The sequence below is a fragment of the Aquincola tertiaricarbonis genome, from assembly GCF_000969605.1.
Taxonomy (GTDB): Bacteria; Pseudomonadota; Gammaproteobacteria; order Burkholderiales; family Burkholderiaceae_C; genus Aquincola; species Aquincola tertiaricarbonis.
In genome coordinates this window covers 196,450-207,548 of sequence record NZ_JZUE01000010.1, presented here as the reverse complement: position 1 = coordinate 207,548, position 11,099 = coordinate 196,450, and the positions used below count along the sequence as shown (strand labels likewise).

11 protein-coding genes are annotated in these 11,099 nt (G+C 70.9%); 2 read left to right on the top strand and 9 right to left on the bottom strand.

Annotated elements, in window-relative coordinates; genetic code table 11:
- Positions 1 to 66: 66 nt before the first annotated feature.
- From VO99_RS14550 to VO99_RS14525, 6 genes are all read right to left on the bottom strand, one after another.
- The gene (locus VO99_RS14550; protein WP_052736336.1) at positions 67 to 675 is read right to left on the bottom strand and encodes an RNA polymerase sigma factor; all 609 of its coding nucleotides are present in this window, start codon (positions 673 to 675) and stop codon (positions 67 to 69) included.
- Positions 676 to 796: 121 nt separating this feature from the next.
- A complete protein-coding gene (locus VO99_RS28840) occupies positions 797 to 3,655 on the bottom strand; it encodes a PAS domain-containing hybrid sensor histidine kinase/response regulator (protein WP_157039569.1) in 2,859 nt (952 codons plus the stop codon).
- Between the two features lie 37 nt (positions 3,656 to 3,692).
- Positions 3,693 to 3,965: a hypothetical protein gene (locus tag VO99_RS30275; RefSeq protein ID WP_157039568.1), complete on the bottom strand. Its 273-nt coding sequence runs from the start codon at positions 3,963 to 3,965 to the stop codon at positions 3,693 to 3,695.
- A gap of 41 nt (positions 3,966 to 4,006) precedes the next feature.
- Positions 4,007 to 6,589, bottom strand: coding sequence for a cbb3-type cytochrome c oxidase subunit I (locus VO99_RS14535; protein WP_083440600.1), 2,583 nt, complete (start codon positions 6,587 to 6,589; stop codon positions 4,007 to 4,009).
- On the bottom strand, positions 6,586 to 7,569 hold the full coding sequence (gene coxB, locus VO99_RS14530) for a cytochrome c oxidase subunit II (protein ID WP_046113572.1): 984 nt from the start codon (positions 7,567 to 7,569) through the stop codon (positions 6,586 to 6,588). Before coxB ends, VO99_RS14535 begins: the two co-directional genes overlap by 4 nt.
- Positions 7,532 to 7,906 (bottom strand): c-type cytochrome, encoded by a 375-nt coding sequence (locus tag VO99_RS14525; RefSeq protein WP_046113571.1) that lies wholly within the window; start codon positions 7,904 to 7,906, stop codon positions 7,532 to 7,534. Before VO99_RS14525 ends, coxB begins: the two co-directional genes overlap by 38 nt.
- 88 nt (positions 7,907 to 7,994) lie before the next feature.
- Between VO99_RS14525 and VO99_RS14520 the strand changes: the two genes are divergently transcribed.
- Positions 7,995 to 8,621: a c-type cytochrome gene (locus tag VO99_RS14520; protein ID WP_052736334.1), complete on the top strand. Its 627-nt coding sequence runs from the start codon at positions 7,995 to 7,997 to the stop codon at positions 8,619 to 8,621.
- Here VO99_RS14520 and VO99_RS14515 read toward each other — a convergent pair.
- The 3 genes from VO99_RS14515 to VO99_RS14505 form a co-directional block, all read right to left on the bottom strand.
- A complete protein-coding gene (locus VO99_RS14515; RefSeq protein WP_052736333.1) occupies positions 8,560 to 9,207 on the bottom strand; it encodes a cytochrome b in 648 nt (215 codons plus the stop codon). The genes VO99_RS14520 and VO99_RS14515 overlap by 62 nt on opposite strands.
- Positions 9,204 to 9,983, bottom strand: a complete 780-nt coding sequence (locus VO99_RS14510; RefSeq protein ID WP_046113570.1) for a cytochrome c oxidase assembly protein — start codon at positions 9,981 to 9,983, stop codon at positions 9,204 to 9,206. The genes VO99_RS14515 and VO99_RS14510 overlap by 4 nt, the downstream gene beginning before the upstream one ends.
- A gap of 61 nt (positions 9,984 to 10,044) precedes the next feature.
- Complete coding sequence (locus VO99_RS14505) at positions 10,045 to 10,518, bottom strand: GFA family protein (RefSeq protein ID WP_046113569.1); 474 nt, start codon at positions 10,516 to 10,518, stop codon at positions 10,045 to 10,047.
- Positions 10,519 to 10,694: 176 nt separating this feature from the next.
- Between VO99_RS14505 and VO99_RS14500 the strand changes: the two genes are divergently transcribed.
- Entirely contained in the window at positions 10,695 to 11,033 is a 339-nt protein-coding gene (locus VO99_RS14500) for a hypothetical protein (protein WP_157039567.1), read from the top strand.
- Positions 11,034 to 11,099 lie beyond the last annotated feature (66 nt).

The following is an 11,099-nucleotide window of genomic DNA, read 5'->3' as shown; positions in this document are numbered from 1 at the left end:
GGCCCGGCAATGTGCTTGCCGGCCCACAGAGGCCCCGCGGCCGGCGGAAATACACGATGGGCGGCTTCATCGCGCGCCGTCCTGCAGCGCCAGCAGCAGGGTGCGCAGCCGGGCCAGGCAGCGTGCCCGGGTGGGCCCGATGCTGCCCACCGGCATGCCCAGCTCGACGGCGATGCGTTCGTAGGGCACGCGCTGGTCGTCGTCGGTGAAGAGCCGGGCCAGCAGGCCGGCACAGCGCTCGTCCAGCCGGTCCAGCGCCAGGCGCAGCAGGTGCAGCTGCTGCAGCTCGTCCAGCTCGGCCTCGGGCAGCGGCAGGTCGCCGGGCAGCTCGTCGATCACGATGTCGCCCGGCGCCGCATCGGCGGCGGACACCAGCGGCAGGTCGCGCCGGGCGCGCCGCCACTGCAGCAGCGATTCACGCTTGGCGGTGGTGACGATCCAGGCGCGCAGCCGGTCGGGCTGGGCCAGCGTGGGCAGCGCCTGCAGCAGCCGGGTGAACACGGTCTGGAACACGTCGGCGGCGGCATGTTCGTCCAGGCCGGTGCGGCAGGCCACCGCGTACACCAGGCGCTGGTAGCGCATCACCAGGGCCTGCCACCCGGCGGCGTCGCCCCGGCGGCAGCGGGCCACCAGGTCGGCATCGGCCACGGCATCGTCGTCGGCATGCATCGTCATGGTCGTGGACCCGGGCTGGGAGGGTCGGCCGATGATAGGGGCGCCACGCCGCCGGGCTCAGCACCCAGTGCTTGAAGCGCACCGGCCCGTCCCGCTGCGCGCGGCGCTCGGGTGGCTGCGATCAGCCGGCCGCCTCGCGCTGCAGCAGCGCGCCGATGCAGGCCTCCAGCTCGTCGAGCGTGAAGGGCTTGCGCAGCATGCCCACGCCGGCGCCCACGGCCTGCTGGATGGCCGACGAATCGGAATAGCCGCTCATCAAGGACACGGGCAGGTTCGGCCGCTTGGCCATGGCCTCGCGGGCCACCACGGCGCCGCTCATGCCCGGCATCGCGAAGTCCACCAGCGCGGCGTCCACGGCGTGGCTGTCCAGCAGGGCCAGGGCCTCATGGCCGTTGCCGGCCTGCAGCACCACGTAGCCCGCGGCTTCCAGCGATTCGGCCACCACTTGGCGCACCGCCTCCTCGTCGTCCACCACCAGCAAGGTGGCGGCGCGGCGCACGGGCGGCAAATCGGCCTGCGCGTCGGCCGCATCGTCGGACGGCGGCTCGCAGGCCGGCAGCGTGAGCACGACGGTGGTGCCGCGCGCAGGGGCGCTGTCCAGCCGCGCGGCGCCGCCCAGGCCGGTGGCCAGGCCATACACCTGGCTCAGGCCCAGGCCAGTGCCGCTGCCCACCTCCTTGGTGGTGAAGAACGGGTCGAAGGCCTTGGCCGCCACCTCCGGCGGCATGCCGCAGCCGGTGTCCGCCGCGCGCAGCTCCACGTAGGCACCCGGCGGCAGGCCGCTGCCGGCGCCGGGCTCCTGCACCGGCCGCACCGACAGCTGGAAGCGGCCGCCCTCGCGCATCGCGTCGCGCGCATTGATGGCCAGGTTGAGCACCGCCGTCTCCAGCTGGGTGCGGTCGCCCATCACCCACAGCGGCTGCGCCGGCACGTCCACCGACAGCGCGACCGCCGGCCCGAAGGTGGTGCGCAGCAGGTCGTGCATGCGCAGCAGCACATCGCACACCGGCACCGGCCGGGTCTCCAGCGCCTGCCGGCGCGAGAAGGTGAGCAGCTGGGAGGTCAGCCGCGCGGCGCGCCGGGTCACCTCGATGCCCTTGCCGGCGTAGTTGACCACCCGCTCGTCGGCGCGGCCCACGCGGCGGATCAGCTCCAGGTTGGCCGAGATGGCCTGCAGCAGGTTGTTGAAGTCGTGCGCGATGCCGCCGGTGAGCTGGCCGATCGCATCCATCTTCTGGCTCTGCCGCACCGCCGATTCGGCCAGCGCCAGCCGTTCCTGCTCATGCAGCCGCTCGGTCACGTCGTACACGAACTGGTAGGCGCCGATCTGGCGGCCCTGCTCGTCGCGCAGCGCATCGAAGTGCACCTCGTAGTAGCGGCGGTGGCGGTTCAGGTCGCCGAAGGGCGCGATCTCGGTGAAGCGCTCTCCCGCCAGCGCACGCGACCACATGGTGCGCACCTCCTGCTGGTGCTCGGGCTGGTGGGACAGCACCGCCAGCATGTTGTCGCCCACGCGGGCATCCACGTCGTAGGCCCGGCGGAACTCGCGCGCGCCGGCCGGGTTGACGGCCAGCCAGTTGAAGTCCATGTCCAGGATGTGGACCATGGCCGCGGTGCCGTCCACGATGTCGGCCAGCAGCTTGCGTTCGGCCAGCGACTGCGACACCCGCTGCTGCAGCGTCGCCGCCAGCTCGTGCAGCTGGGACTCGCGCCGCTTGCGCTCGGTGATGTCCAGCGCCACGCCGATGCCGCGGATGCACTCGCCCTGCTCGTTGAAGAAGCCGCGGCCGCGCGCGGCCACCCAGCGCAGCATGCCGTCGTCCAGGCCCACGGTGCGGTACTCCACGTCGTACACGCTGCGGCGCGCCGGGTCCATCGCGGAGTCGAAGGCCTCCAGCGTGGCCTGCCGGTCGTCCGGGTGCAGGCCGGCATGGAAGTCGTGCAGGGTCACCGGGCGCTCGGTGGTGATGCCGAACAGCCGCTGCACCCGCGGCGGCCAGTACAGCGTGTGGCTGCGCGGGTCCACGTCCCACAGGCCGATGTCGCCCGCCTCGATGGCCAGGCGCAGTCGCTCCTCGCTCAGCTCCAGCTCGGCCTCGGCGCGCTTGTGCGAGGTGACGTCGATGCCCATCACCATGATGCCGGCGGTGCGGCCGTGCTCGTCGGCGATGGGCTGGAACACGAAGTCGAAGAACTGCTGCTGGTACGGCGCATCCGGGCTGCTGGCGCGGAATTCCGAGCCATGCGCGGTGGCCGCCACGCCGGTGGCATACACCTCGTCCAGGATGCGCGCATAACCCTGGGCCACCGTCTCGGGCAGCGCATCGGCCAGCTTGCGGCCGACGAACTGGCTGCGGCCGGTGAAGGTCATGTAGCGCTGGTTGACGAACTCGTACACATGCTCCGGGCCCTTGAGGATGGCGATGAAGGCCGGCGCGTTCTCGAACAGCCGCGCCCAGTGCGAGTTGGCCGCGGCCAGCCGCTGCTGCGACTGCACCGCGGCGGTGGTGTTGGCGCACAGCACCAGCACGCCGCCCACGCCGTGCGGCGCCTGGTCGTCGAACAGCGGCGTGTGCGAATAGGTCCAGAAGGACTCCTGCACCCGCCCGTCGCGCAGCAGCGGCACCGGCTCGTTCTCATGCCAGGTGGAAGGCCCGCCGGCCAGCACCGTCTGCACCTGCGCACCGATGCGCGGCCATGACTCGGGCCAGGCCTGCGCGCCCGGCAGGCCGAGCACGGACGGATGCCTGTCCGGCCCGACCAGGTCGCGGTAGCCGTCGTTGTAGAAGCAGAAGCTGGCCGGCCCCCACAGCACCAGCGCCGGATGCCGCGTGGCCAGCATCGAGCGCAGGGCCTGCTGCAGCGCCGGCGGCCACTGCGCCGGCGGGCCCAGCGGATGGCGGGACCAGTCGTGGCCACGGATGCACTCGGCCATCTCGCCGGCGGCCTGCAGGAACTTCGGGGGCTCGTCCAGCGGCATGTGCTTCAACCCTCCAGCAAGATCGGCCGCAGCCGCCTCATTCCATGAACACCACCGAGGGCAGCGCGGTGAACAGCACCGCCACCGTGGCGATGGCGATGGCGCCCTGCGCGAAGCGGTGGCCGAAGCCCAGCACCTCGCCCTGCTGCGCCAGGCGGGCCACCTGGCGGACATGCCGGCCCATGGCCAGCAGCGCCAGCGCGGTGAAGGCCCAGGCCAGGTGGTTGGCGCGGTCCTGGCCGGGCCAGATCTCCACCGCGGCCCAGCACAGCATGAAGTGGCCGAACCAGATCAGGAAGGCGGTGAGCATCAGCCGCCGCACCGGCCGGCTCGCCGGCACGCCATCCCGCCTCATGCACCACCCCACGGCACCACGCGCGGCAGCAGCAGGCCGGCCGTGCCTTCCAGCGCGGCATAGAGGAACAGCAACCGCAGCGCTTCCAGCGTCTTGTTGGCCGGCCCGGGCGCCAGGCCGCGCAGCCAGCGCAGCAGGTAGAACAGCGCCGACAGCACCACCGACACCACGATGCAGCCATGCCAGGCCAGCATCGCGTACACCGTGGCGCCCTGCCCGCTGGCGCTGCCGCGCAGCCCGGCCTGCCACCAGTCGTGCACGTCCAGCGCCAGCGCGGCCACCAGGCACAGCGCGCTGAGCATCATCGCCAGCGTGCTGAGGCCGGCGCCGCGCCGCAGGCGCGCCATCACCGGCCGCGCCAGCCAGGCCAGCCCGCCGGCCGCACCCAGCAGCACGAGCCCCGGCACCAGGGTGGCCTGCGGCGCGCTCACGAGCCACCAGTCGGGATGGGCATTGAACAGGTACAGGTACGAGAACATCGCCATGACGAAGATGGTGCCCAGCACCACGTCCAGCAGCACCGCGGCCCACCAGCCGTGGGACTGCGGCCCGGCGACGTAGGTGGGCAGCAGGATGCCGGCGCCCACGTCCACCTGCTTCTGCGGCACATGGCGGTCGTTGTCCCACAGCCAGCGCATCAGCCCGGCCACCGCCAGCACCGCGCACACGGCGCTGAGGGCCAGCGCCTTCACCGTCAGCAGCAGGAAGAAGCCGGCGGTGAACGCCGCCGCCAGAAAGGGCCACCAGGAAGGCCCGGGCATGATCTGCACGTACTGCGGCTCGGCCTGCACGGTGCTGGTGATCAGCGTCTCGCGCGCGCCGGTAGTGGTGCCGGGCAGGAAGTAGCGGCCGGCTTCCACGTCGGCCGCCATGCGCGGCGAGGTCCACAGCGGCTCCAGGTCGCCCACCACCGGGATGGAACGCACCGAGTAGTTGTCCGCGGGCAGCCATTCCAGCGTGCCGCCGTTGAACACGTTGCCGGCGCTGCCGCCGTTCTCCTTGGCGCCGCGGCTGTAGCAGCGCACCGCGTCGATGACGAACAGCAGCGCGCCCGCGGCCATGATGAAGGCGCCCACGGTGGAGATCATGTTCGGCAGGTCCCATGCGCGGCCGGGCAGGTAGGTGTCCACCCGCCGCGGCATGCCCATCAGCCCGACCAGGTGCATGGGCAGGAAGCACACGTGCACGCCGGTGAACATGAGCCAGAAGACCCAGCGGCCCGCCTTCTCCGACAGGCGGCGGCCGTTGATCATCGGCGTCCAGTAGTAGAAGCCGGCGAACAGCGGGAACAGCATGCCGCCGATCAGCACGTAGTGGAAATGCGCGACCACGAAGTAGGTGTCGTGCGCCTGGCCGTCGAAGGCCACCATGCCCACCATCACGCCGGTGAGGCCGCCCATCACGAAGATGAGGATGCCGCCCACCACGAACAGCGAGGGCACGTTGCGCTGCACCTTGCCCGAGGCCAGCGTGGCGATCCAGGCAAACACCTGCGCGCCCGCCGGGATGGCCACCGCCATCGAGGCCGCAGAGAAGTAGCCGGCCGCCAGCCCCGGCATGCCCACGGTGAACATGTGGTGGGCCCACACGCCGAAGCTGATGAAGCCGGTGGCGATCATCGCCAGCACCACGATCTCATGGCCCACCAGCCGCTTCTGCGCGATGGTCACCACCATGGTGGAGACCATCGCCGAGGCGGGGATGAAGATGATGTAGACGTCCGGGTGGCCGAAGAACCAGAACAGGTGCTGGTACAGCAGCGGATCGCCGCCGCGGGTGGCGTCGAACAGCGGCCAGTTGAAGGCGCGCTCCAGCTCCAGCAGCAGCGTGACCAGGATCATCGACGGAAAGGCCAGCAGGATCATCACGCCGAAGATCAGCACCGCCCAGGCGTAGACCGGCATGCGGGCCAGCGTCATGCCGGGTGCGCGGGTGCGCAGCACGCCCACCACCAGCTCGATGGCGCCTGCGATGGCGCTGATCTCGATGAAGCCGATGCCCAGCAGCCAGAAGTCGGCGTTGATGCCCTTGGAGTACACGCCCGAGCTGAGCGGCGGGTACATGAACCAGCCGTCGGCCGGCGCCAGGCTGAAGAACACCGAGCCGAAGAACACCGTGCCGCCGATGGCATAGGTCCAGTACGAATAGGCCGACAGCCGCGGGAAAGGCAGGTCGCGCGCAGCCAGCATCTGCGGCAGCAGCATCACCGCGATGGCCTCGATGGCCGGCACCGCGAACAGGAACATCATCACCGAGCCGTGCATGGTGAACAGCTGGTTGTAGGTCTCCTGCGGCACGATGCCGGCCAGCGGCGCGGCCAGCTGCACCCGCATCACCAGCGCCAGCACGCCCGCGCCGATGAAGAAGGCGAAGGCGGTGACGATGAAGATGAAGCCGATGAAGTTGTTGTTGACGTCGCTCAGCTTGGCCATGCCGGTCGGTGGCGCCCACACCTTCTCCAGCGCCTCCAGCTCCTCCTTCGGTCGCTGGCCGGCGGTGGGAAAGCGCCCGTACAGCCGGGTGTCGAATCCCGTTTCCGACGGCTCGGCCGCCGACCCGGGCACCGTGGCCTGCGTCACCGCAAGGACTCCATGTAGGCCGCCAGCGCATGCAGCTCGGCCGGCTGCAGCGAGCGGTAGGCCGGCATGCGGTTGTTGGGCTTGATCGACTGGCTGTCGCCGATCCAGCCCACCAGCGTGCCGCGGTTGTTGGGCAGGATGCCGGCGCCCAGGCTTTGGCGGGAACCCACGTGCGTGAGGTCCGGCCCCGAGATGCCCTGCGCATCGGTGCCGGCCACGCGGTGGCAGGCCGCGCAGCCCACCTCGCTGAACAGGCGCGCGCCGCGCTGCACCTCGATGTCGGCCGTGGGCAGCGGCGGCCGTGGCGCGCGGCGCGCCTCCATCCAGCGTTGCCAGTCGGCCGGCTCATGCGCCACCACCACGAAGCCCATCAGCGAATGCGCGCCGCCGCAGAACTCGGCGCACTGGCCGCCATAGCTGCCGGGCTTGTCGGCCTGCAGCTTCAGCCGGTTGGTGCGGCCGGGGATCATGTCCATCTTGCCGCCCAGCTTGGGCACCCAGAAGCTGTGGATCACGTCCTCCGACACCATGTCGATGACCACTGGCCGGCCGGTGGGGATGTGCAGCTCGTTGGCATCGGCCATCACCTCGTTGCCGGCCGCATCCAGGTACGAGACACGCCACCAGTAGATGTTGCCGGACACCCGCATGCGCAGCTCGTCGCCCTGGATGGTGGTGATGCCGGCCACCAGCGTGGTGCCGCCGGCCAGCAGCAGCAGCAGGATGCCCGACGGGATGATGAGGCCCAGCCACTTCACCACCTTCTCGCCGCCCAGTCGCGCGCGCAGGCCCGGGCTGCCGTACAGCGCCACCCACATGGCTGCGCACACGAACAGGAAGATCAGCGTCACCAGGGCCAGCAGCACCCAGGCCAGCGTGGTGACGCTGTTGGACAGCGGGCCGTGCGGATCGAGCACCGGCGGCGGCCAGCCGCTCAGCGCCTCAGCGAGGGGCGAGCTGGACGAGATAGGCTGTGACATCGCGGGCATCCTGGTCGGACATGGGAAAGGCGGGCATCGCGGTGCCCGGCACCAGCTCGGGTGCATTGCGTATGAAGGCCATCAGCACGCCGGGCTGGTTGGGCAGCTGCCCGGCGATCAGGCCCTGGCGGCCGAAACCCTCCAGCGACGGGCCGAGCCGGCCACGCGGCCACGGCACATCGGGAAAGGCATGGCAGGCGGTGCAGCCGTGCTGCGCCACCAGCTGGCGGCCGCGCTGCACGTCGGCATCGCCGAGCGCCGGCGTGCGGTCGGGCGGGCCGTCGCAGCCGGCCAGTGCGGCGCAGGCCAGCAGCAGCGCCCGGCTTGACCATGGCATGCTCGCCAGGGAAGATGGCCCGGACCCGATGTTCAACAACTCATTCCCCCTGCTCGTTCAACGCCGTCGATGTGCCCGCTGGGCCATCGTGCTGGCATTCCTGGTGCCCGCGTCGGCCTGCACCGACCGGATGACCCCCAGCGACGATCGTTTCGGCCGCGGCGGCGAGCTGATCGCGATGAGCGGCGGCGAGGGCGGCGCGCGCTACGCCTGCGTCACCTGCCATGGCGCGCGGGGCGAAGGCAACGGCTTCGACGCACCGCGTCTGGCCGGCCTGCCGGCGGGCTACCTGCAAAAGCAGATGGAAGACTTTGCCGCCGGGCTGCGACCGCATGCGCTGATGATGGACGTGGCGCAGTTCCTCGACAGCGACGAGCGGGTGCTGGTGTCCAACCACTATGCCGCCCTGCCGCCGGCCGGCCTGCCGCCGGCCACCACCGAGCAGGCCGCCGCCGGCACGGCCGCGCTGTATGCCCGGGCCTGCCAGAGCTGCCATGGCGCCGAGGGCGTGGGCACCGCGCAGGCACCGCCGCTGAACGGGCAGCCCGCGTTCTATCTCGCCCAGCAGTTGCAGGACTGGCAGCAATCGAAGCGGCGGAACGATGGCGACCATGCAATGTTGAAGGCGGCGCAGCAGCTGGAGGCCGCCGAGGTCAGGCAGCTGAGCCTTTATCTGTCCGCGATCCCAGCACGCCCGGCATCCCCGGCCCGTTGATGTCCAGCATCGACTGCAGCACCCGGTCCTTCTTGATGACGTAGTGCAGCACCGCCGCGCCGGCATGGCCGGGGATGGCCAGCGTGGTGATCCAGACGATCCACAGGTGGGCGGTGGCCGCCCAGCGCATCAGGCGCAGCTGCAGCGCCTCGGAGAGCTGGTCGAACGGCAGGTTGGGAAACGGCACGATGCCGGCGATGAGCAGCGGCAGGTCGCTGGGCAGCGTGGACCACATCACCCAGCCGCTGATGGGCAGCGCGAAGAAGCTGAAATAGAACCAGTTCTGCAGCAGGCGGCTGGCGCGGCCCTCGAAGGAATCCTCCTCCACCGTCTCGGGGCCCTTGATCTGGCTTTTCCAGAAAAATCGAAGCGAGCCCAGCGCCATCAGGGTCAGGCCGATCTGCGTGTGGGTCTGGTAGCCCAGGTACTTGTCGCCGCCGGCGGGCAGCCAGGCCAGATACCAGCCATGGCCGATCTGGAAGAACATCATCGCCGCCATGATCCAGTGGAAGGCCACGCCGATGGGCGAATACAGGCCGCGCCGGTTGTAGCCCTCCGCCCATTCGATGATGCCGACCAGGTTCATGCCGGCTCCACGCGCAGCCGGCGGTCACGCTCCACCCGCATCCAGCGCCAGCCGATCCACACCGCGGCCAGCAGGTAGGCGATGCTGCCCGGCGCCCACATCACGATGCCGGCCAGCTGCTGGTCTTCCAGCGGCGAGACGCCCCAGCCCAGCGTGGAGGCGATGTGCGGCTCGTACAGCGGCCGCGCCGCGAAGGTGATCAGCGCACCCAGCAGGCCCATCAGCACGGTGGTCACCAGGATGGCCGCCAGCGCCTCGGCCGGCCCGCTGCGGCGCACCGCCAGCCAGAAGGCCAGCGCGCTGCCGGCGATGGACAGCTGCATCAGCGCATACACCGCATGGGAGGACAGTGCCGCCGCATACGGCGCCGGCACATGCCAGGTCCAGAAGGCCAGCGCCGCGATGGCGGTGCAGGGCCACAGCGGCGCCGGCAGCCGGCGCAGCGCCGGCTCCAGGCCATGGGCCAGCAGCGGCGCCACCACCAGCACCAGCGCCATGTGGTGCACCACCCGCATGGTGAAGAAGGCGGAGCTGAGGGCGCACAGCGGCGAAAGGTACAGCAGCGCGGTGAAGGCCCAGGCCCAGCGCAGCGCGGTGCGCCGCGACGCGCTGGCGGCCGTCGGCAGCGCGGAGGTTGTTCGTGCGGGCCACCACAAGGCCACCGCCAGCAGCGCCAGCACGGCCCACAGCAGCGGGTCGTCGTTCCACCGCCCCAGCCAGGCTTCGGGCGACGGCGCCTCGCCGCAATAAGGGATCCACCTGCGAACTTCTTGCATGGCGTGTGGGCTGGGCAACTGCAACTTCGTTCGGACCAGTGTAGCGGTCGGGCCTGCCGGGTCAGGCCGTGTCCAGGTCGCCGGCGACGGACGGGTTGTCGGCCTCGTATTCGGCCCGGGTCTTGCGCCGGTGGTCGCCTGCCAGCCGCAGCGAGGCCATCGCCCGGTCCACGTAGATCTCCGAGCGCAGCGGCCAGCCGCGGGCCGCATCGAACAGCCCGGGCATCAGCTCGTAGTGCCGGGGCTCGCCGCCCTCCTCCACGTCGTTGAACCAGAGGTGGGAGCCGCACTGCGGGCAGAAGGCGCGCTCGGCGAAGGAGGAGGACCGGTAGCGCCTGACCTCGCCGTGGACGGTGACGGCCTCGGCATCCGCCTCGAAGCACAGGAACAGCCCGCCCGACCAGCGCTGGCACATCCGGCAGTGGCAGGCGCCCACGCGCGGATCGTGGGCACCTGCCACGGTGATGGTCACGCCGCCGCACAGGCAGCGGCCGGTCAGGGACCGGGACTCGGAGGTGTCGGTCGATGGCTCCATCGCAAAACTCCTGGCGGGATCTTCGACGCGGCAAGCATGCCATGGCAGGCGACCCGCCACCAAAGAGGGGAGCTCCCTCCCACCGATGGAGGGCGAAAAGCGGGCAGCCAGCGCCGATGCTGGTCTCGGCGGGCGGCGAGGTTGCGGCCCGCGTCCGCACCGAGAGGAAGTCGACCATGATCTCCCGCCTGCCCGCAGCGCAAGCCACCGCCCTGCCCGGTGCGCCATCCACCAGGAGAACGGTCTACCTGCGGCTGCTGACCTGGCTGTTCACGCTGTTCAACTCGGTGCGGGTGCTGGCCTACGTGCCGACCGCCTGGGCCATCTTCGTCAGCGGCGACTCCAGCCAGCATTCGCTGTGGACCTGGGGCACCTGGTTCGGCGCCAACCTGACGATGGCCGCCTGGCTGCATGAGCAGAACGGCCAGCACATGAACCGGGCCGCCGTCGTGTGCGCCTGCAATGCCTTCATGTGCGGTGCCACCGCCGTGCTGATCCTCGTCTTCCGCCTGTGAAGCACCGGCTTTCGGCCCGGCTTGTGCGAACGAAGCCACTTCCTACAATCGCCGCGCAAGCGAGGA

Bases quoted from the DNA above. Each gene is read 5' to 3' on its own strand.
- VO99_RS14510 (WP_046113570.1), bottom strand. From the start codon at position 9,983: ATGCAAGAAGTTCGCAGGTGGATCCCTTATTGCGGCGAGGCGCCGTCG.
- VO99_RS14505 (WP_046113569.1), bottom strand. From the start codon at position 10,518: ATGGAGCCATCGACCGACACCTCCGAGTCCCGGTCCCTGACCGGCCGC.
- VO99_RS14500 (WP_157039567.1), top strand. From the start codon at position 10,695: ATGATCTCCCGCCTGCCCGCAGCGCAAGCCACCGCCCTGCCCGGTGCG.
- VO99_RS28840 (WP_157039569.1), bottom strand. From the start codon at position 3,655: ATGCCGCTGGACGAGCCCCCGAAGTTCCTGCAGGCCGCCGGCGAGATG.
- VO99_RS14550 (WP_052736336.1), bottom strand. From the start codon at position 675: ATGACGATGCATGCCGACGACGATGCCGTGGCCGATGCCGACCTGGTG.
- VO99_RS14515 (WP_052736333.1), bottom strand. From the start codon at position 9,207: ATGAACCTGGTCGGCATCATCGAATGGGCGGAGGGCTACAACCGGCGC.
- VO99_RS30275 (WP_157039568.1), bottom strand. From the start codon at position 3,965: ATGCTCACCGCCTTCCTGATCTGGTTCGGCCACTTCATGCTGTGCTGG.
- VO99_RS14525 (WP_046113571.1), bottom strand. From the start codon at position 7,906: ATGCCATGGTCAAGCCGGGCGCTGCTGCTGGCCTGCGCCGCACTGGCC.
- coxB (WP_046113572.1), bottom strand. From the start codon at position 7,569: ATGTCACAGCCTATCTCGTCCAGCTCGCCCCTCGCTGAGGCGCTGAGC.